Source organism: Bradyrhizobium neotropicale, assembly GCF_001641695.1.
Lineage (GTDB): Bacteria > Pseudomonadota > Alphaproteobacteria > Rhizobiales > Xanthobacteraceae > Bradyrhizobium > Bradyrhizobium neotropicale.
In genome coordinates, this window is sequence record NZ_LSEF01000023.1 from 1 (window position 1) to 21,138 (window position 21,138).

The 21,138-nt window shown below is 58.4% G+C and carries 16 protein-coding genes and 1 riboswitch; of the genes, 5 read left to right on the forward strand and 11 right to left on the reverse strand.

The genetic code is table 11. The features are described from left to right. The first annotated feature begins 126 nt into the window (after nt 1–126). The gene (tnpC, locus tag AXW67_RS03045) at nt 127–1,779 is read left to right on the forward strand and encodes an IS66 family transposase (protein ID WP_063676418.1); all 1,653 of its coding nucleotides are present in this window, start codon (nt 127–129) and stop codon (nt 1,777–1,779) included. A 434-nt stretch (nt 1,780–2,213) separates the two neighbouring features. Here tnpC and AXW67_RS41555 read toward each other — a convergent pair whose 3' ends face one another. From AXW67_RS41555 to AXW67_RS03065, 4 genes are all read right to left on the reverse strand, one after another. Then, nucleotides 2,214–2,411, reverse strand: a complete 198-nt coding sequence (locus AXW67_RS41555) for a hypothetical protein (RefSeq protein ID WP_145927383.1) — start codon at nt 2,409–2,411, stop codon at nt 2,214–2,216. 345 nt (nt 2,412–2,756) lie between these two features. Further along, nucleotides 2,757–3,650: a S1/P1 nuclease gene (locus AXW67_RS03055; protein WP_063676534.1), complete on the reverse strand. Its 894-nt coding sequence runs from the start codon at nt 3,648–3,650 to the stop codon at nt 2,757–2,759. 463 nt (nt 3,651–4,113) lie between these two features. Beyond that, nucleotides 4,114–5,997, reverse strand: a complete 1,884-nt coding sequence (locus tag AXW67_RS03060) for a phospholipase D-like domain-containing protein (RefSeq protein ID WP_063676536.1) — start codon at nt 5,995–5,997, stop codon at nt 4,114–4,116. A 73-nt stretch (nt 5,998–6,070) separates the two neighbouring features. After that, nucleotides 6,071–6,352 carry a hypothetical protein gene (locus AXW67_RS03065; RefSeq protein ID WP_145927384.1) on the reverse strand — a complete coding sequence of 94 codons (282 nt, stop codon included), beginning with the start codon at nt 6,350–6,352 and terminating at the stop codon, nt 6,071–6,073. A 1,072-nt stretch (nt 6,353–7,424) separates the two neighbouring features. Between AXW67_RS03065 and AXW67_RS03070 the strand changes: the two genes are divergently transcribed. Both AXW67_RS03070 and AXW67_RS03075 read left to right on the forward strand, forming a co-directional pair. Continuing rightward, nucleotides 7,425–7,856: a hypothetical protein gene (locus AXW67_RS03070; protein ID WP_145927385.1), complete on the forward strand. Its 432-nt coding sequence runs from the start codon at nt 7,425–7,427 to the stop codon at nt 7,854–7,856. Between the two features lie 671 nt (nt 7,857–8,527). After that, nucleotides 8,528–9,325 (forward strand): hypothetical protein, encoded by a 798-nt coding sequence (locus AXW67_RS03075; RefSeq protein ID WP_145927386.1) that lies wholly within the window; start codon nt 8,528–8,530, stop codon nt 9,323–9,325. Nucleotides 9,326–9,394: 69 nt separating this feature from the next. Here the strand turns inward: AXW67_RS03075 and AXW67_RS03080 are convergent, their stop codons facing one another. Both AXW67_RS03080 and AXW67_RS03085 read right to left on the reverse strand, forming a co-directional pair. Further along, complete coding sequence (locus AXW67_RS03080) at nt 9,395–10,309, reverse strand: M48 family metalloprotease (RefSeq protein ID WP_063676543.1); 915 nt, start codon at nt 10,307–10,309, stop codon at nt 9,395–9,397. Nucleotides 10,310–10,311: 2 nt separating this feature from the next. Further along, complete coding sequence (locus tag AXW67_RS03085) at nt 10,312–11,667, reverse strand: clostripain-related cysteine peptidase (RefSeq protein ID WP_145927387.1); 1,356 nt, start codon at nt 11,665–11,667, stop codon at nt 10,312–10,314. Nucleotides 11,668–12,413: 746 nt separating this feature from the next. On the opposite strand from AXW67_RS03085, the gene AXW67_RS42605 reads away from it, so the two are divergent. Further along, nucleotides 12,414–12,587, forward strand: a complete 174-nt coding sequence (locus tag AXW67_RS42605) for a hypothetical protein (RefSeq protein ID WP_161491218.1) — start codon at nt 12,414–12,416, stop codon at nt 12,585–12,587. A gap of 88 nt (nt 12,588–12,675) precedes the next feature. Here AXW67_RS42605 and AXW67_RS40120 read toward each other — a convergent pair whose 3' ends face one another. The 5 genes from AXW67_RS40120 to metE form a co-directional block, all read right to left on the reverse strand. Next, nucleotides 12,676–13,191 (reverse strand): type IV toxin-antitoxin system AbiEi family antitoxin domain-containing protein, encoded by a 516-nt coding sequence (locus tag AXW67_RS40120; RefSeq protein WP_245315393.1) that lies wholly within the window; start codon nt 13,189–13,191, stop codon nt 12,676–12,678. A gap of 658 nt (nt 13,192–13,849) precedes the next feature. Continuing rightward, the gene (locus tag AXW67_RS03100) at nt 13,850–15,073 is read right to left on the reverse strand and encodes a type II toxin-antitoxin system HipA family toxin (protein ID WP_063676547.1); all 1,224 of its coding nucleotides are present in this window, start codon (nt 15,071–15,073) and stop codon (nt 13,850–13,852) included. Further along, nucleotides 15,066–15,581: a helix-turn-helix domain-containing protein gene (locus AXW67_RS03105; RefSeq protein ID WP_430648697.1), complete on the reverse strand. Its 516-nt coding sequence runs from the start codon at nt 15,579–15,581 to the stop codon at nt 15,066–15,068. Before AXW67_RS03105 ends, AXW67_RS03100 begins: the two co-directional genes overlap by 8 nt. Nucleotides 15,582–17,268: 1,687 nt before the next feature. Next, nucleotides 17,269–17,604, reverse strand: a complete 336-nt coding sequence (locus AXW67_RS03110) for a hypothetical protein (RefSeq protein ID WP_063676551.1) — start codon at nt 17,602–17,604, stop codon at nt 17,269–17,271. A gap of 117 nt (nt 17,605–17,721) precedes the next feature. Then, nucleotides 17,722–20,049, reverse strand: coding sequence for a 5-methyltetrahydropteroyltriglutamate--homocysteine S-methyltransferase (gene metE, locus AXW67_RS03115; protein WP_063676557.1), 2,328 nt, complete (start codon nt 20,047–20,049; stop codon nt 17,722–17,724). A gap of 103 nt (nt 20,050–20,152) precedes the next feature. After that, nucleotides 20,153–20,355, reverse strand: a riboswitch (cobalamin riboswitch). A gap of 235 nt (nt 20,356–20,590) precedes the next feature. Between metE and AXW67_RS03120 the strand changes: the two genes are divergently transcribed. Further along, nucleotides 20,591–21,124 (forward strand): MerR family transcriptional regulator, encoded by a 534-nt coding sequence (locus tag AXW67_RS03120; protein WP_063676558.1) that lies wholly within the window; start codon nt 20,591–20,593, stop codon nt 21,122–21,124. Nucleotides 21,125–21,138 lie beyond the last annotated feature (14 nt).

The following is a 21,138-nucleotide window of genomic DNA, read 5'->3' on the forward strand; positions in this document are numbered from 1 at the left end:
CCGGCGCAGTTGAGCTATCTGTTGTCCGGGATCGATTGGCGCAACCCTCAAGAAACCCAGCGTCCGACGCGGGTCGGATAGCGTTTTACAGTTTGAATCTGCTGCTTGATCTGATTCAATGGCTTCATGATATCGAAGCCGGACGATCTTCCATCGGACCTTGTCAGTGCCCTGGCGGCGCTGCAGGCCGAGCGTGAGGCGCGGCTGCAAGCCGAGGCGGTTGCTGCCAGTGCGCGGGCGGAGCTGTCGGACAACGAGGCGCTGATCGCGCATCTGGAGCTGCGGATCGAGAAGCTCAAACGCGAACTGTACGGGCAGCGCTCCGAGCGCACGGCACGGCTGCTCGAGCAGCTGGAGTTGGAGCTCGAAGAACTCGTCACCACGGCGAGCGAGGATGAGCTTGCCGCGCAGGCCGCAGCGGCGAAGACGCAGAACGTCCGCCCCTTCATGCGCAAGCGGCCGGTGCGCAAACCATGGCCGGACGACATCGAACGCGAGCGCGTGGTCATTGAGGCTCCAACGACCTGTGCCTGCTGCGGTGGATCGCGGCTGGCGAAGATCGGTGAGGATGTGACCAAGACGTTGGAGGAGATCCCGCGCCGCTTCAAGCTGATCGAGACGGTACGCGAGAAGTTCACCTGCCGCGATTGCGAGAAGATCAGCCAGCCGCCCGCGCCGTTCCATGCCACGCCGCGCGGCTTCATCGGCCCACAATTGCTGGCGACGATCCTGTTCGACAAGTTCGGCATGCATATCCCGCTCAACCGCCAGAGTGCGCGCTTCAAGTGCGAGGGGATCGACCTGCCGTTGTCGACGCTGGCCGACCAGGTCGGCCACGGGACCTTCGCCGTCATGCCGCTCTTCCACTTGATCGAACGCCATGTGCTCGCTGCCGAGCGCCTTCATGGCGATGACACCACCATCCGTATCCTGGCGAAGGGCAAGTGCACGACCGGGCGGATCTGGACTTATGTGCGAGATGACCGGCCCTTCGCCGGGCCTGCGCCGCCGGCGGCGGTCTATTACGCCTCGAGCGACCGACGAGGCGAGCATCCCCAGAAGCATCTGGCCGCCTTCGCCGGTATCCTGCAAGCCGATTGCTACAGCGGCTTCGAGCCGCTGTTCGACCCGCGGAAGAAGGCGCTGCCGATTACGCCGGCGTTTTGCTTTGCCCATGCGCGGCGGGGCTTCTTCGAGCTGGCTGACATCGAGAAAAATGCTCGAGAAGGTAAGAAGGGCAAACCGGTCTCTCCGATCGCGCTGGAGGCTGTCAGACGACTCGATGCGTTGTTCGAGATCGAGCGCGCCATCAACGGCAGCGGCGCCGACGAGCGGCGCGCCATGCGCCAGGAAAAGAGCAATCCGCTTCTCGAGGACATGCACGCCTGGTTGCTGCGTGAGCGCGAAACCCTCTCGCGCTCCTCCGAGGTCCTGAAGCCGATCAACTACATGCTCCGGCGCTGGGACGACTTCGCCCGCTTCCTCGACGATGGCAGGATCTGCTTGACCAACAATTGTGCCGAGCGCGCATTGAGAGGCATCGCCTTGGGAAGGCGCAACTGGACCTTCGCCGGCAGCCAGCGTGGCGCTGACCGTGCCGCCATCATGCTGACGATGATCACGACCTGTCGCCTCAACGAAGTCGATCCCAAGGCCTGGCTCGCCGACGTCCTCGCCCGTATCGCCGATCTTCCCGCATCGCGTCTGCACGAACTGCTGCCCTGGGAATGGAAGCTCCTGCGCCAAGCCGACAAGCCCGCCGATCAGCAGGCCGCCTGACCTTCACGCAGGGCTATCATAGAGCTCGCCGTGCCCGCGCGCATGCGTCAATCAGGCGGTCTTCGTCGTATGCGTACCCGCCGTCATTGCATGCCGGCGTTGCTATCACTGTCCCGCGTCCCGCCTGCCGGCGGCGCTATGCTGACGCTCCTGCGGCTGCCTCTTTTGATTCTCTCACTCTTGCCGCGTGTTTTCACCTCTGCCGAGAGCTGGCGATCTTTGGTGTCACCAAGGTAGGGAGCATAGGGTATGGCTAGGGACCCGTACGGGTGAACTGATGAGGGCGCGCGAGCCTCTCGGCCCTTAGGCTTCGCATTTGAAGCAGCCAGACCGGCGGCCCCTTTCCCGGAGGGCCAGCGTCATCATCCCCTTGCAGCGCGGACAAATCGGAATTGAGCTCGAACGGAAGATCGACGTACAGATGATCCACCAGACTAGCTGGAGATATCCGAAGGCAGTTCACGCCTGTTTGGCGCACTCGCGTTGCGGGCCAGAGCCGCCGTCTCCTCGGCCAACCGCTCAGCCATTTCGATGACTTTGTTCCGCCCGGCCTGATCACGTATACGCAGAAAGGCGCGGATTAGCCGAAGGCCTTGTGCATTGCGCAGAAGGGATGGGCTGTCGTCGCTCATGCTCGGGGCTCCCTGTCCCCGAATTCTGTATGCATTCTGCTGTCGGTGCAAGGCCGCGCAAGGGTTCCGAGCCTCAAACCAGCCGTACCGCACCCATGGGTGGGCTAATACCTCGAAGGGCTGCTCCCCTGAGGTCATCGCTGCACGGTAACAAAACGGCGCATTGACCAAAATCGCTGTTCGCGGCCAAGACCCTCACAACGCCGAGTTCATTTGCTGGCACCGATACCTAGATCACGCTCGTGCCGTACATCCAGTGTTCGGCATGTCGGAGATAGCGACGAGCGATCGGTCGGACACTGCGCCTATGGGGGCGGGCGCTTGGGGCCCGCCCCCCCCCGCTCTCTATGGCCTTCGTAGCGCCTGATTGAGAATCATCGCGAGCCGCACACCTGCCTTGCTGAGCTGCAACGCGGCATCATTCGTCGCCATTGTGACGTAGTCGTCGCTTAGCCGAAAACTGCCACGCTGGTTGGGCTGAGGAAGCTCGCCATAGGTGTCAGCTTTGGATATCGCAAATGCCTCCTTGGCCCAGTCACCAGGTCCGCCAGACTGCCACTGCGCCTGCTGCGCGCTCGTGATGTGGCCGATCAAATCCGAAGCGATCGTGCGGGCATCCGGTCCGAGCTGGTCGACAAACTCGGTATCCCAAAAATGATGCAAATTGCCCGCGCTGAGGCCCGAAGCCGAGACGCGTTTGTCGTTGCCGCCGCGATCATGATCATCGGAGCTGTGCAACGGTTGGTGTACATCGCCCACGAAGTGAAGCAGGAACTTGAGGGCCACCACACGTTCCTCCGCGTCGGTGGCGGGATCGGTGAGCTCCGCCGCAAATTGCTGGATCTTGTCGACGACACAATCATCCTTTGGTCCCCCAGAGGCCGGCGTTCCGTTCGGCACCACCGGATGATTGAAGCACGCCTGGTCCAGGTTCGGTCCTGTGATCTCGATGTCAACGAAGTGCCACTGCCGCGTTCGCTCGCGCGAGTTGTCGATGTTCGCATCGCGGTATTTGTCGGCCCAGGTCGCCGCGGACGCGATATCGTGAGCAGTCAATGGGTCGGTATCCGCTGCAAGAAATGCATTGACGCGCTTGCGCACATCCGGCTCCAGAAACGACTGGGCTACCAGAGCAACCACTTGATGGCCCTCATCGCCCCACGCGCTCGCGCTGTCGACGTGAGCGCAGTTTAACATCGCGCCGAACGCCAGGACGGCGAGATTGAAAGCTGTTCGCATATATGAGCTCCTTCAGATGAATGATCAAAAAAAGATGGAGTTGAGTTCGCTCGCGCCAAGGAAAGGGCTGGCGCAATGCATTCTGAACTTCGGCAAGCCGTATGAAGATCGGATCGGACCGAAGTGCGCGAACCGCGGAGTGGACCAATTCGACCAGCAGGTTGATAGTCTGCGACAATGCTTTCGGCGCATCAGGCGAAGATGCGATGCTCACAAAATCAAGGCTCCCACATACCCCCGTCTGTCGCAGCTTTGCGAAATCCTCCCTCGTCACGATTGACGGTTCGAAAGCGCGGCGGAGGCAAGTGAACCGCCGCCGACAACAATGATGGCAAGGGGAATGGAAAGAAGCCGTCGCCACATCCTGGTGATCCCAAAAACGACTGATCCTGAAGAGCTTCAGAAAATGAAGCGGCGCCATGCCACCGCTGTGCAGCAAAAGAAGATACGTAACCTTGAACGTCTAACGTCCATTCAGGAAATACTGCGTGACGTCTCCCTTGTTCCCGTTCACGTAGCGGTCAAGCCAGCGATCGTTCAGGTCAATATGCCCCGAGAAGACCGGTTTGCCCTCGAGCTTGTTTTTCGCTTGCCAGGCGCGATAGCGATAGTGGTCGTAAACATCCAGGACATGCACCGCATAGGCTTGCGCCAGCCGCTTATCGCCGCCGATGATCAGCATGTTTTCATCGTTTTCGTAGGAGGCCTTGTAACCGAGATTATGGCTGCCGGTTACAACGGTGCAGTTGTCCGATAGCGGATCGATCACGACGATCTTGTCGTGGACGATGGCCGTGCCCAGCTTGAGAATCTCCGCTTCGAAATCACCAAGCGCCGTTCCGGCTCCGAGGTTGCTTGCCCGCACGATGTGGGTATGGCGCGCATCGTAAACATAGGGTTTGCGGGCTGCGGCCTCTTCGGGTGTTTCGTCGTCCTCCTCCCCATCCTCGGCTTCTTTGGCCTGATAGCCTGGCATCGCGGTGGGATCGCTGATGGCACCGACCACCAGCAGATTGGGCTTGGTCTCACCGGCCTGTCGCGCCGTTTCGATGATGCTGTATAGGCCGCCACGTGCCGGCAGGAAGGCCAGGAAGAATATGGCCTGCTGGGCGTTCTGCATCAGCTTGAAGAGGGCATCGAGATCGGGGGGCGCCTTCTTGATATTCCGCGTCTTGGCCTTGGTGTTCGGCGAAAACCAGAGTTGAGCCGCAGATGAAGTCAGGTTTGCGGGGACAACCTCTTGGTTCTCCTGGCGCAAGTCGGCGCCTTGAACATTCTTGCCGCCCGGCGCCGAGGGAGGGTCGGGATCCTCGATCTCATCGTCGTGCAGGCGCTGCCAATAAGCCCGATAACCTTCGGCAATCCCGGCGTTCTCGATAACGATCGAATTATTGGTCTGTCCGCAGAGCCCAAGCGAGGTCCAATTGGTGCTGCCGGTCATGACAGCCTGGGCGTCTCCATGCCCGTCCAGATAGACCGCAAACTTGTTGTGGCCAATATGCCGGTTGTTGAACAGCCGGTTCTGGACCTCGACCCTGGCAGCCTTGAGCGTGGCGCGTGCCGGCGCGTTGCGCTTGTCCCACTCACCTGTTTCGCGGTCGGCGCTCGAATTGGAGAGGATGATCTTGACGATCGACTTGTTGCGGATGAGCAGATCGATCAATTCAGGATCGTCCAGCTCATAGAGCGCGAGCAGCACTTGGCCGCCCTCGGCAAGCGCGCGATCGATCATGCTCTTGAGAAACAGGATGAGATCACCTGACAGATACTCCCGTATCGCACTATGCTGATCCTGCACTTCGGCGATCAGGACATCCTCGTTGAAAGCCTTGTTCTGCTCCTCGATCGCATGGCGCAGCCACTGGCCGGCGATGATTCCATTATTGAAAGCCGCCTTCACATCCCCATAGTCGGACGTAACGACGATCTCATTGGTCTCGACCGCAGGTCCGAGGTAGCCGAGCGGTATCACTGGGCCATCATAGGTCTTCTTTTGCCGCACCGGCACGGGCTCCAGGCCGCTCTCCATGCGTCCGACCGGCCGGATCTCGTATTTGACCCGCACATTGTCGGGCCGTCGCTCGGCCCGGTCCCTTCGTTTCCGCAAAGTCAGGTCGCGCCAGTTGGTCTTCTGGACGGGCCACACACCCGTATCCTGCTCTTTCCAGCCGTGATTGTGCTGGCCTTCGAACGGCACCCAGGCGGACAGAGCACGGTGCTCACCTGTCTCGGGATAGATCCGGACGATATCGAAACCCAGACAGCCCGGGATCATTTCGTCGACGTCCCAAGCGATAAACGCGACCTCGTTGTTGCAATAGGCGACCGCACGCGTGATCCCACCCATCAGCCCCTCCTGGCAATTCGCGAAGTGATTGTCTCTCTGAAAGATGACAATCGCAAGATGTGAGGATAAAAAATCATCTCGCGGGCGCGAAAGCCGCGACGCCGCCGGCGCTCCCGGAGAAGTTTGGACTTGCCAACACGTCGCCGTAGCCAACAAACGACATCGGCGCCCGCTGGCTTGCACGGATGGCGTTGAGCAGCATCTGCCTATTGCTGGAATCCCAGATCGCTTGATCGTAGGCGTCAGCCTTGTCGACAAGCTCGGCTCGCGTACAGGCGCTGCAGGTCACCAGCACCAGAAACAACAGGCTTAAAATGGGAATGTATGAAGATGCGCGGCAATAAAGCGCTCCCATGAGTGTCCCCTATACATTAAAAAATAGAACGCGCTGAAATTGCAGCCTGAACTATTTCATTTGGCAATTGATCGGTCTAGTCCAGAAAATCGTATTGCCCGCTTTAAGAACGCGTACCGGGCGCGTTGGACGCAGGAATTCGGCCTAGATCACACAGATGCGAGAGTTGGGGCAGTCAAACAGTTCGTTGAGCGAGGCAATGCTCATGGTCTCCCCGTCGTTCGATAATCGGGTGATAGCGCTATCGCCGCGCATGACATTCAGTCTCAAGCGGGCTTTTTGGACGCGGATGCCTCTGAAGCGGCTTTGAAGGGCGTTCAAAAGTCGTTTGAAGATCTATTGGCCCGAGATGTCCGGCGCCACGATCAGATCCATCACATGTCGCTTAAGTGGTTCGCCTGTTCTGCCAGAGCAGCCGTCACTTATCGCAAAAGCGTCTGGGCGCGTCCGCTTCCGCGGAGCAGGCTTTCGTGAACCGGGCCGCGAACGCGTCCCGGCCGGGTCGGCTTCAATCCTTCGCGCAAGGTCCGTGGCAAGCGACGAACCGCTTTCATCCTTTGAGTTGCTAAGGGGGCGCTGCCTCTGGCGCCTGCAAGGGATCGCGCAAGAGTGCGCGGCCCCATAGTTTCCCCGGTCGTCCGCGCTTACGCTTGTGCAGGCGGAGAGATACCGCCTGAGAGGGCGGCATGCGCCTTGGGCGGGTGGTTGTGTCGCCGACGACCATGCGGAGCGGCAGGAGGTCTGGCAGGGTCTAAGTCACTCTGTCGGTTTTGTTGCCGGTTATAGTCGATATATATCAATTGCTTACCTTGAGATAAGGCCATGAAATTGCCGGTTGTTTTGCCGGTTGGCGATGGAAAATTCTAGGCCGGACGCTCCAATCGGTAGCAGACGGTTACACCGGTTGGTTCGTTCATCCAGATATTGGTCCCCGACAACGCCCTTGCGATCCACAACTGTCTCACTTTGCTGCCGATTGGCGCCACCCCCTTTAGTCGAATCAACTATATTCACCGCCTCTCCACAGGTTGTGCACTGCCCGTTGCGTCGCGTCTCCCAGCAAGAGGTGGCGATGAAGCATCTTCCGAAGGAACAGCGCGGCGCTGAGGCGCTTCGCTTGACTATCAAGACATTGCTGGCGGCGTCGTACAGTTGGCGCGGCTATGAAGCCCAGCGCCAATGGCTCGAGAAGTTGTTGCAGCGAGATGCAACGGCCGGCTTTACGCCCGCGGAGCGCGATGGTGTTGCCCGGATCGCTTACATGCGCACCCCCTTTGAAGGATGGGCGGGCTACAGAGTCCAAGAGCTGATCAAAGGTGCGCTTCCGTATGCGTCCGACTTCGACTATGACGAAGAGCTGTTCCTCAAAGAGGTCGACACGGAGAGCCCGACCGCGCTGGTCAGGGATCAAATGAGAATGCTCGTCGGGTTGTGCAGAGCTGCTGGGATGGATCTGCCAAGGTTCGACGCGAGATATGAGGCATATGACGACGAGGCGGCCTGACCTCGTGTGACGTATCAGCGCGACGAAACTAGAGGCCGAACCTCGGCTTTTCACGTTTATCGGGCGTGTCCGCCGATGGCGGATCGGACTTAACTCGCTGCATTCGCCGAGCCATGCGTCTCGGCCTTCGGGTATCAATCCTCGCACAAGACATATTGAGCTCCTCGCCGGCGGTACTTGAGAAAGGGTCCCGCCGTCACGACGCCTATCCTCCGCTCACGATGAATATCGAGGTTGGCCAGGCAACTACGGTGGCCGTTCTACGGCATGGTGGACGAAGACGTGGAGAGTCTTTTCTCGCGCTTGGCGACAAGCTCGGATGACACCGAGCGCGTTCCAGCTCCGTGCCATCGAGCAAGCCTGGTATCAGAGCAAGCAGCTCGAGAATCATCTGGAATCGTCATATTGGCAGCCAGCTCTGCCCTGATTTGCTCAGCTCAGGCAATCGTCACTTCCTCGACGAACGATGTCGGAACACTGTGGGGTGTCGTGATGATTGCATTGGGCCTGTGGCGGCTCGTGACTTCCTTTGAATTCGCCGGTTGATGCGGCCATTCGGGCGTTCGCCAATTCGAGTAATGGTTGCTGGTGAATTGTGAGGCTGCGGGGCGTCCGACTGTTTACCTGCAATAGTTGTAGATGAAATGCATGCTTTTGCTTGGGGACTCGACATGAAGTATTCTGGATTGGGCGTGGCATTTTTACTGTTGTCCGGATGCACGTTACTTCCGCTCGATCAACGGGCTGGCGGAGCAACAATCGAGTTTTTCAAAGATAGCATCGAGTGCGAGATTGCCGCGATAGCCGCCGACCCAAAATATCGAGAGTTCAAGTTGGCATCTTGGGTGGTGAAAACGGGCCTCGATATGACGTTAGTCGACACCGTGAACGCGGATGGCAAGGGGACGGTTCCGCTCACCAATCCGACCTTGCCCACCATTTTCCCGGGCGCTTCGATCAATGGCAAGTTCACCCACAATGGTCACGTAGACTTCGCGACGTCTATCCCGAAGGCGATCGTAAAATGGAGCAAGCTCTGTCAGGGGCCGGATCCATCTGAGTCTCACCTCGGATTGGCGGGTTGGATCGCCGCGACTTTAGACAAGATCGAACCTCAAAATCACGGCGGTTTAAGCTATACCGTCGACGTTGACGTTACTGCCAGTGCAGGCGCCCGGTTCGGTTTTGTCTTCAGCATCATCAATACGGCGGATTCCGGCTTTAACTATTCGCGAGAGGGCGTGCACCACCTCGTGGTGACGATGTCCGAACCTACGCCGCCCCCTCCATCCGTGATCGATGTCCGCGTGGTCGGGCCGGTCAAGATCTCGGAAGAGAAGGACGAGGACCGCAGCCGCTCCAAGGGAGGTCCGAGGGTAACATCCCAACCGGCACCCGCGGGTGGCGGACGGGTTTATCCGTTCCGGAACCCGGCACTCGAAGATCCTAATCTAAATAGGTTGCTGTAGCAGCAAGCTCCAGTGCGGTTGCTTCCTGGTCAAGTAATAAGGTGACAAGAAGTTGCTTGAGCAGTCTCGTCATCGGGCGAAGACCCGACTGAGAGACTGCCACTCGTTCTCGCGCGCTTCGACCTGGAGAAGGTCGATTGCTTGTTTCGCTTCATGAGCTAGCCCGGATCCCTGTGACGTGTCTTTCGCTGCAAGGTAAAGGATGCGCAGGAAACGCGCGACAAACTCTGGGTGGGCGCCTGAAAGACGTATGCGGATCGGTTGAGCATTGCTCTGATAGTCGTAAATAAGTCCCACGCCACGCGGCATTTCGTTGCAAACCTTCGGGTATGTTCGTGGACAGACCGACTTTCTGACGAGCGAGTTCGCGATGTCCAGCACCGCGGAATAAGCGCCGCTTGGACCTCTATCCATATTTCCAACGATCTCGATTGAACGCTCGTCGGCACTCAGTTCCTTAACTTGCGTAGCCGCGTCAAAGACATTCATGCCTCGGATGTCTTCCTTGAAGTCGCTTCGCCCGTGCCCAAGTTCTAGATGGCCCAGCTCGTGGGAGAGCACCCAGAGCAAGAGGTTTCGCCGGTACGACTCGCGAACTGCTTGGCGATTCGTTTTCGTCGCGAAGATTGGAATGAGATAGAAATCATCGATCAAATCGTCGATCATCTTCAGGTCACAATCGATGACCTTCTCCCAGCCCGCTGAGACGCAATTGTTCTTGTAAATGGCATTGCCGACATGCTTGGAGTTGTAGATTTCGAACAGCGCTATCTCTGCTGTGTCGGGAGTCCGTCTGTAGCTAACAGCGATCGGGCGCTTGCTGGTCCAGTAAGGTAGAACAGCCTCAACAACGTCTGAGACCGTGCCGACGACATCGATTGGAGGCTTTTCGATCGATCGTACATCTCTTGCGGTTGCTAGTTGAAAAGAGAAAGGCAGCAAGATCGTGAAGGCCAGGACCAGAGGAACCGGTTGCTTTCTCATCGCTACTGCCAGTAAGAGTGTAGAAAGTCGGCCCAACGCTCCTTGGCGACGAACTCGACCTGATGATCTGTGTTCGTTTTGACGTACCCATCCTTGTAAGGGTCACTGTCGAAGTCGGATCGTTCGGCGGGGAAGTAGATTGCCAGGCCTTTCGAGCCGGTTGCAGTTGTGCTCTTGGTCGATGCGTAATTTGTCAGGACCGTCTGGTTGACCGCGTCCAAGGTCTTTTTCGCCAGCGTTTTCATTCGCTCGTCAGACGTGCTCGCCACGTAGAACTCAAGAAACGACGGCAGGTCAATCGATGTCCGCAGTCCGTCGCCTGCTCCATAAGTTTGAAGCTTCAAGCGCGCACTCTTGATGGAACTGCGCTCGGTCGCCAGCGCGCTCTCCAGTGCTTTGGCAAAATCTGAAACCGAGGTCGATGCGTTTGCCACCTTCGTCAGGTCCACAACCGACAGGGTGGTCAAATGGCGGTTGCCGTAACGCGCCTTGTAAGCATCCACCACGGCGTCCGCGAGCTCGGTCGGTGTCATGGTCGGTTTTGTGGTGATCGACTTCATAACCGCTGCGTAATCCCAACCTGCGCCAGGCTCGAGTTCCTCGCTGGCTACCATCGCATTAGCAGAAGTGCGGAAGCCGTACGCTGTCTCAATCATCGACATCAGGCAGGCGTCATAACCGATCAAATCCAACTTGCGGTTTAGCCGTGTCGCCAGTTGCGCCACACTTTTCTGGACATCGCTGTTGTAGAGGAATCGACCCGTGTCATCATCGAAGGAGACTGCGCGAAATCCTCCTACCTGCGGCGACTCGCTGGGGTTACTCGCGATCTCGCTCATCGCCTGAACCGTAGATGCAGGTAGACGAGCCGCTCCCGTTACGCGCAATGAAGCGTCGCGCGCCATTTGGAAACGCCATCCTTGACCGTGGTTCCAAACGACGAGCATATATCTTTTGGCCGGATATGTTTTCACGGACCAGTCGATGAAGTCGTTCAGCGCAGCCGGAGATCCCATATCGGAGAGATCGGGCTTCTTCCGTAAATCCATTACGGCTGCTGATGGCACCGGTTGTTGGCCCTTCTTCACATAGAAGCGAAGTACGCCGGACCATCCTTCCGCCTCCTCAGTGACGTGAGTTTTGGGGCGGCCAAATTCTACGACGACGTTGACTTTATCCGTGCTTCCGACTGAAGCGATTTCTCTGAAATTCTGGATGGCGTCTGGCTCCAGGTTGTTCTTACCATTCATGAAGACCATCAGGGTCCATTCAGCCGGATTGGTCGCGGCCTTCACGGGGATGGAGTTCAAGAATGTGGCGAGAAAGCAAATCAGAAGAGCGGTGTTGTAACGTTTCACGTAAAGTCTCCGCAATGAATATACGCAATTGGTTCGAAAGCCTGATTAGGAGATCTCGCGCGAGGAGCCCGCGCAGGTGGCCTTCGATGTCACGAAGGCTTGTCCGCAAATATTCCAGCGTATTAAAACTGGTGTAGTGTAGCGCAAGCGCTATTTAAAGTCGAGAGATCATTCCTTTCCGGAGGTGAGGGGGCAAGTCGGACAACTTTTGCTGCAAGTGCACAGGACTTGCATGAGCAACGAGCTCGGACGACCAGCGAACCACCAAATCCGGGCCGTGCGCGATGCAGGGGTACGAGCAAGCTGGATCGCGATGCCTGCGTGCTCCGACAACAGAGTAGTGCCGAGCTTGCTCAAGTCCTGATGGCTATTCGCGGACGATAAGATGATAGATTTTTTGCAGGGGGAATAGTCGACGAAGACCTGCCGCTTCACCGCCCAATGGGCGTCGATCGTGCTTGCCCGTGCGTCGTTGACTGGAGTAACGAAAGCGCTGTCGGTTACGAAGGAAATGTCGTCGAGGATGCAGCGCGCGGCTGCCGAATCCGCGAGGGCGCAGCGCAGAGCGCATAGTATCGATCTCCAAGTTAGCAGCTTATCGAACGGAAACCCACGGCGAGCATTTTGCAGTTTCCGGAATAGATCCGATTGCGGGACAAGACGGCGATGGAGTTCATCGCCACTCGATCGCGCAGGCACGCATGCGCCGAGAGCCGAAAACGACATCCGTCGCCTTCGAAGAGGTCATGGACGCTCTCGACCGCCTCGAAGCGCTTCTGAGCAAGGTCGGCCCGTTCGTCGAACGATTTGGCGAGGATGAGACGAGCGAGCTGCTGCGCTACGAGATTGCCAACGCAAAAGTCGGGCTGCATACGGCTCGCCGCAATGCGATGCTGCTCGAGGGCATCCTGCCAGTCTGATGCTCGCTTTGCTGAAATCAGCGACCCGGTCCCGCTGAAAGCAGCGAGCGCTTGCCAATAGGGCCCCAATCGGCTTTTTGCGTCGTCGTCATACGAAACCCGGCAAATGTCCTGGACAATGCGCTCCGTCTCCTCTGCCGGGCTCGTTCGCATGGCGGGCGATCTCGGCGGGCGATGCCTTGCGTTTGCCCAGTGCTTCGCGCACGCCCGTCAATGACGAGGTTGAGGCCGGGACTCTTCTGAAAACGCTTTCCGGCGCTTCGTCGATAACGGCGACGAGAGTTTTAGCGGGATCGTAGATGTGCGCGCGCACGCTTCGATCATGTGCCTCCTTGATGCCGGAAGTAAGCACCTGCTCGCCGGACCGTACGAATTGGAGAGGAGGAGTTTCGATGCGAGATCGCCGATCATTTGGGCCCATGGCCATCCAGACGCGCGGCGGGATGGTGTCGGTTAGTCCATGGAAGGGAAAAGCCGAGGTCAGGCAGACAACGCCCTTCGGAACGAGCTTGCCAGCTTCGGCCAGGGTGTGGTGCGTCTCGAATGACACCCCGATAGCTGGTACAGCCCCAGCTGAGCTGAAGGACAAGGCCTTTCTCTTCATGCGCGAGATGGTGGTTGCCGTGATACCCGCTTCCTAAAATCCGGAAGGGCGGACCATGCCCCGGCTTCTTAAAAAGAGCAACAGCACGCTGTTGTTGGGATTCTTTTGCTGCTGGCACTGAGGGAGTGGTACGAAATGTCGGATATGCGGCATTATACCCGACGTTTGGTATCAAGCGCTTATTCTTGAATTTGGTGTACCAGGCCTCTGGCGACTTTCTCGCTTTCAGAAGACTATCCCCTGAGCAAAGGAGATATTCATGCATATCCAACACCTCAACTCTGAGGCTCACAGCGTATCAAAAGAGGGATGGTATATTTTCAAGGATGGCCGGCGAATTGGCCCGTCCTCCAGTGAGGAGGAAGCGCGAAAGCACCCGGCAGCAGCCGATGAGGACGAAATCCTGAATGAGCACGAGGAGTGCTCGCCCCCGGGGTTTGGCGATCCATAGGGGACTGCCCCGACGATTGCTGACCAGCCGCCCGCAACCATCGTAAAAACCTGCCTGAAAAGGAACAGGTCCTCCCGGCGCTCGTAAACCCACTTCCGTCAGCTTCAGAAAACGAGGCCTAAAAACGCGCTCCAATTTCCGCGACCCACGAGGTTGCGGACCAGCTCTTAATCGGCGTGCGAAAGGTTCCCGAACCGATAACCCATGCTACAGCCCGCTGTAGATTGGGATGGTTGCGGCATGAGCGTCGACGATATCGACAACCTTTCTAGCCAGCGGAAGAGTTGACTTCTCCTTCGACCATATCTCTTTGAAGTTCGCGACCGTTTCTGATGCGGTGTCCAGGACGAGTTTCTCGGTAAGCCTGGCTTTTGCGGCGAGGTGCTTGAGCTCGTCCGTAGAAAACTCAATCATCTTCTTTGTGCGCGAATAGTTCAGCGCCATTTTATCGTCCGCGATATATGGGATAGTCGAAAGCAAATCGTAGGCGGGGGACAAGATCGGCGTCCGCCGGTCCGGGTAGATGAGAGACCAGTTTTTGAGGTGCATGTCGGTATTGCCAATCAAGGTGCTGAAAACGAGCCTCCGGATGAATTCGGCAACGCCGGCATCGCCCGTTTCGATGCCGAGCACGCGGGCGATATTTCTATAGCTTGCGTGGTCGTACTTCTCGTCGGGCGCCACTGCGAACACTTGCGCGAAATCTTCCATCTGGATCGGACCATCGTCTGTCCGGTCAAACCTTCTCACCGCAAGAGCCTGTCCTTTGAGCTCGCCAATACCGTCAGGCAGGCCTTTGATCGCGTCGACATTGATCAATTGGAGTTCGGGCACGTCCATGCCCATGGCTTTAGCGATCGTCATCATCGAATATTCGTTCTCAGGCACGCCCGGATACTGATGAGAGGGCAGCTTGACGACCCACGAGCCGCCGACGCCTTCGACTGGGATCGTCAGTCCACCGTTCTTTTGATCATCCTTCAGGGCTGAGAATTTCAGCTGCACACCAGCTAGCGAAAAGCGCAGCATGTTGTGCCGTTCGTCGGCAGTGAGATCTTCTTCGACTTGGGGAGGTAATCCCTCCGCTTGGGCCGGATGGACAGAAAGCGCGCCGGGGAGGTCCCGGCCGAGCATCCAGAGCAGGAAGAATTCGTGCGTTTGCTTTACGCCCGCACGCTCTGCCAGATATCGGCGCAATGGTCCTTCTGGCAACAGATTGGAAAAGAAGGGCGGAAGGACAGTTTGATAGGGCCTAAAGGCGGTAAGGAGTTTTCCGAACTGATCCTTGAAAGAAAGGCTTAACGTGGGGCGGTTGTCGTCGTCGACGTAGCTCTGGTTGAAAGCAAGCAGCGTCCGGTCCCCTTGCACGAGCGTCAGGGTCGCGATCGGGCTGCCATACAGGTGAACGTCCAAGACCGATACGTCAGGCATCGTGATCCTCGTCCAATGCGTAGGCTGGACGCGGTGCTTCTGTGGGGTGAGCAATCCGGTTGCGGACCACTTGCAGCAAGCCGGCGATGTTATCGAGCTCGGCTCTTAGTTGGGGATCAGCTCGAATGTGACGCAGAATTTTTATCGAGTCCTCGACGAGAGCGACGTCGTCCTTTGAGAGGCGGACCTGTTTGAGAAAACGGAAGTATTCGGCGATACGGTCGAGCGCGGCTGAACCGCCCTGCAGCTTCTTCAATTTCGCGAGCAGGCGTTCGCCCTTGGCAAAAAGAGCGGACTGCCCTTCTTCTGCAAGGAATTCGGGAGTGGTCGAACGAAGCATGCCCTCTACAGCGGGGAGAAGCTTCTTTGGTACAAGTACGACCTCAAGGTCGAGCGCTCGCGCCATCTGGATGAAGCTCGATAGGCCGGGTTCGAGACGTCCGGTTTCGATTTGGGAGATGTGCGCCTGGGTAAGCCCGGAGCGGACCGCCAGAGCCCGCTGGCTCATTGCGGCCCTGATCCGCTGACCTTGAACCTCTCGAATGAGTTCCTCACTCTGGTAGGACACGATATAATATCCTAATCGCGACGGGAATTTGATAATGAAAATATATCAGCAAAAGGCTCAAAAGTCAAAGTTGATAATTATAGTTATCAAACTTGGCGCCTAGATAAGAATTTTATATCGATCGGGAGGTGGGGATTAGCCGCCGATTTTACCGGCTGGGAGCGCGTAGATCAGGTCGACCTCAGACACAAGCTTCGTTTCGGAATAAAAGCAATCATGGCTGTCGGTCCGGTGGAAATGTTTTCGTCCTGGCCAGGGATACTCCCGGGTGATGCGCACGCTTTATCCGTTCTGTTCTGAGCGCGTTACGCGGCACGCGGATCGCGCGGTAAAAAGGGCGCGCTCGGCTGTGCCGGTCAGGCTCTACGCCGCCCGCTTACGCGGACGTTCCCGAGCCCAAGGTCTCGGCCCTTCGGGTGACGATCCTTCGCGCAAAGAGATAAGGTGCTCCTCGCCGGGGGCACTCGGGAAAGGGGCCCGCCTTCGGCGTCGACTATCACTGCCCCTGTCCCGGGTGCCACAATTGACCGGTCACGTCGCTGCACTCGGTCCCGCGTGCCGGCTGCGCCGTCGCTATGCTCACGCTCCTGCGGGTGCGATTTTGAGTGGCGCGATGCGTCTCTGGCGCACGCCTGCAAGCACTGCATGGAGAGCGAGTCATGCATGTCCGACCGCTCGTCGATCTTCGCCAGATGGCATCGGCCACGCTGCGGTCTACCCCGCGATAGCTCGCGGCCTGATAGCCTCGCTATTGAGAAGCTTCTACGCCATGACGCGATCCTGATGATTGGTATCTGTAGCCAAGAATCGAGAGTTAAAACTGCGCGACCGCGAAGGCGATGTCGATCTTCCGGACGCGCTCGCGATAGAGCTCAAGGGCTGACTTGTCGAACGTCGTTGGCCGGCTAAGCGCAAGAACCCTGAAGTCTGCAAGATCTTGAGCGACCGGGTGGCCGCCGTTCGAGGGCTTTCAGTGGCGCGAGCGCCACGGCCGGCCTGAGCGTGTCTTTCGCATGGTAGAAGCCAGCAGTCGCGAGGCCCGAGACCACCGGCCCGGCAATACGCCAGTCAGGGAAATCCATCATTTCCGGGGCCCAATGCAGACGCAAGATCGGCTGCGGTTGAAGTCACCTTCTGGAACGGGCATTGGGTAAGCTGGATGCTGGCGGACACAGCGCGCGTCCGTCAGCCCTTCGATCGAGTCACCATTCGCTATGATGAGACCGTTTCGCGGGCAGGTCCGGCGAGCTTGCAAAATCACTGAGAGTAGGAAAGCTGATCTTCCGTAACTACTCGCTCAATATTCCCTGTTTTGCTCCTGATGCGATATCTAAGACGACCGTCGGCCTCAATGGGCATACATTGAACGATGGTATAAATCATTGGTTGATTAGTTTCGGCTCGACCTTGTGGCCCTTGGGGCAGGTGCTGAACGTCCTCATTCAGCTTATAGGCATATGACATGTGTCTACCTTTGAAATTTGCGGTCATTCTAGCATAGACCGTGCTGCGATGCATTGCACCCCCTCCCAGTAAAGGCAAGAAGGCGAAACGGGCGCGCTGCTCGTTTGGTGCATGAGTGCCTCAAAACGCAGCAAGTCCGCTCGTCCATAAAGGCCGTGGCTTTTCATGGCCGTAGACGCAGCCAAATTTCGGCACTGGAATAAGTGTGATGCTCGGTCAACATGACGATGTCGACCACCCGCATTGATCGGGGCGGGTCGTAGATGAATTTGAGGTGCGACGGACGGGCGGCGAAGTCCGGCGCAACATCGAAGTCGCCAGACTCCAGCGCCGCAATCATCAGCCTTATTGAATCACGGTTGCTCAAGGGCAGACGCACCAGCGCGTCGATCAGCGCCTCAAGGGTCATCCCGTCTTGCAGCATTAGCCGCGCCGCGGCATCGCCATGCGCCTGTCGCAGCGCATCAACTATCGAGCCAACAGCGTGCGGGTCGTGCATCGTTCCGGTTCGGCGGGGCCTGAGCCTCTGCGGGGAGAATACACCTGGAAGGGCAAGTCCCCGAAGCGATTGTGATGGAGGGGACTGGTCCCGATGATGCCTCGGCACTCCCCGTGTTCAAGGCACAGCACGCAGCTCGCGTGCGGCTGCGACCATGTTAACGAGAGCGGGACGCACCTCCTCCCAGCGTCGCGTCTTCAGGCCACAATCAGGATTGATCCAGAGCTGGGAGTCTGAAATCCGTTCCCTTGCCAGGGTGAGCAGATTTTTCATCTCCAATACGTCCGGCACACGCGGCGAATGGATATCGTAGACACCCGGTCCGATTTCGTTAGGATATTTGTAGATCCTGAACGCATCGAGCAATTCCATTTTCGAGCGGGATGTCTCGATGGAAATGACGTCAGCATCCATGGCGCCGATCGCATCGATGATGTCGTTGAACTCGGAGTAGCACATGTGGGTGTGGATCTGCGTCTCGTCGCGAACGCCCGACGAGCAGATGCGGAAGCTGTCCACGGCCCAATCGAGATAGATCTTCCATTCTGACTTGCGAAGAGGCAGTCCCTCGCGAAGCGCCGCCTCGTCGATCTGGATCATGCCTGCTCCCGCAGCTTCGAGATCGTGAACCTCGTCTCGGATGGCGAGCGCGATTTGGCGGCATGCCTCGCTTCGAGGAATATCGTCGCGGACGAAGGACCAGTTCAGGATGGTCACCGGCCCGGTCAGCATCGCCTTCATGGGCTTTCCCGTGAGCGATTGCGCGTATTGCCACCACTCGACCGTCATTGGCTTGGGTCGCGAGACATCGCCAAACAGGATTGGCGGCCGCACGTAGCGCGAACCATAGGACTGCACCCAGCCGTGGCTGGTGAAGGCGAAACCGGAAAACTGCTCGCCGAAATACTGCACCATGTCGTTGCGCTCGAACTCACCATGCACCAGCACGTCGAGGCCGATGTTCTCCTGCCAGCGGATCGCGCGAGCGGTCTCGTTCTGGAGGAACGTCTTGTAGGCGGCGTTGCTGAGCGTTCCACGGGTGTGTGCCGCGCGCGCATTCCGGACCGCCGTCGTCTGCGGGAACGAGCCAATGGTTGTCGTAGGAAACGCCGGCAAATTGAAACGCTGGTGTTGTGCCTCTGCACGCTTCGCGAACGGGCTGTTGCGGCGACGCTGGGTCGCATCGATTGCGGCGATGCGCTGCGCCACCTTGGCATCACGAATGCGGGATGAACCCATACGTGCGGCGGCGGCAACGTCAGATTCCTTCAGAGCCGCACCGCACGACTGCCGGCCGCCTGAGAGCGCTGCTCCCAGTGTTGCCAATTCCTCGATTTTTTGGACGGCGAAGGCGAGCCAGCTCTTGATCTCGGGATCGAGCTTTTCTTCCAGGCCAAGATCGATCGGCACATGCAGGAGGGAGCAGGATGGCGCGATCTGCACGCGATCCCGCCCTAGCGCGGCGATCACGGGTTCGAGCCGATCGAGAACGCGATTAAGATCCGCACGCCAGATGTTACGCCCGTCGATCACGCCGAGCGAGATCACGTGATTGCGGGGCAGGGCGGCGAGATCTGAAAATTGCTCTGGCGCGCGGACGAGATCGAAGTGCAGGCCCGCGACAGGAAGCCCGAAGGCAGTATCGCGGTTGCTGCCGAGCGCGCCGAAATAGCTCGCTAGCATGATCTTGATCTGCGGCACCGATTTTGCGATCTCGGCGTAGGCGGAGCGGAGCGCGGCCTGAGCAGCAGCGTCGAGATCGAGCACAAGGTAGGGTTCGTCGATCTGGACCCAGTCCGCGCCCCGCTTGGCAAGTTCGCGAAGGACATCGACATAGACCGGGAGCAACCGCTCCAGCAGCGAGAGCGGTTCGAAGTCCGGTTCCTTGCTCTTGGCGAGCTTGAGGAATGTGACGGGTCCGATCAATACCGGCCGCGTCTGATAGCCGAGCGACTTTGCCTCTTCGTATTCCTCAATCGGTTTGCGTGAGGCGAGGCTGAATTGCTGATCGCGGCCCAGCTCCGGGACCATGTAGTGGTAGTTGGTGTCAAACCATTTCGTCATCTCCTGCGCCGCTACGCCATGCCCGTGGTGCGCATGCCCGCATGACGCTTCAGTTGTGTCACCGTCCGCGCCGCGCGCCATGGCAAAATAGGTTGCAAGCGGCACCGGGCCGTTTTTCCAGCCATAGACGTCGGGAATGGCCCCGACCATAACTGACGTGTCGAGCATCTGGTCGTAGAACGAAAAGTCGTTTGAAGGAATCACGGTGACGCCGAGCCTTTTCTGCCGCGCCCAATTCGCAGCGCGCAGCGCCATGCCGGCCTCGATCAGCGAGGGTTCGTCCGATACGCCAGACCAAAAGTCCTCGAGCGCGAATTTCAGCTCGCGTCGTGGACCGATACGCGGTGTGCCGAGAGTTGCAACAGGAAGAGACAGAGACATAGCTTCAACCCCGTAGTAGGGGGCAGAGGCCGTGGCGGACGCATGCAGGGAAAGTCGCGCGAGCGACGGCTGCCTCGCGTACCACCGGGACACCCCGCCCGTGGACGAATATTCCGTCGGGGCAGGTCTCCTGGCTCGCGGGTCAATGTCGCCGTCCGGCCTTCCCGAAGCTGTATGGGCTTCAGTGACTTGAGTTGGACAGCGGCTCGCCGCTTACAGTTGCGGGGGCAGCGCCGGCATCGCACCGGCTTCCCTCTTAGCTCCGGATCAAGCGGGATCCGGAGAACCTCGACGCTTTCGATTATCTGCAAGACGGCCGCGCCGTCAACCTCTCACATGTGCGCGTCTGAACGGCGATCTGGACAGTGGAGACGTCCGACAGTTTGGTGGCGGCGTAACGCTACTCGTCCTCAACTGTGCGATTTCGAAACTCAATCGGCCCAAATTGGTAGGTGTGCAAACGTCCGAACCGTCAGTAACACGATGTTCTCTGTTGGCTATCCTTCGCCGCTGCCGCTTTCCTTTGCGCCATAGGTCGAGTATGAACACGATCACGTCTCAGCATCTTGACTTGTCCTGCGTCGTAACGACGCGAGCGGTCAGATTTTCTCCCGCTAAGAATCTGACGTGCGGCAGCAGGCAAAGGGCCGGCATCGCCATTCGGCTGGTCAAGTCGACTTTCCGCCAGAAACTCAAATGCGTGGTGAGCGAGGTTCCGTGTGGCATCTCGATTATCTTTCCGGAGGCGGCCGAAGTCACGGACGTTTGCGCCATCGCCGAGCAGAGACTGCAGCGGCTCCAACAGGAACCGCTCACGACGAAAATGGTCGAGGAGATTCTATCCGTCACTCCGGCAGAGCTTCGTTGCTGGACCAAGCAGGGCAGGATACCACCGGTGGGGCGCGCCTTTTTCAGCCAGGGCAGGAAGCAAGTTGGCGTGTTCGTGTATGCGCCGGAGGTCATCTGCCAACTCGCCAACCAGTCGGACCAGATTTCCGAATGGCGTCGTTCCGCCGGAAGCGGCGGCGATGCCCTCCCACAGAAAATCGTCGCTCGCGCGCCAATCGGCCGTTGACACTTTCGAGCGAA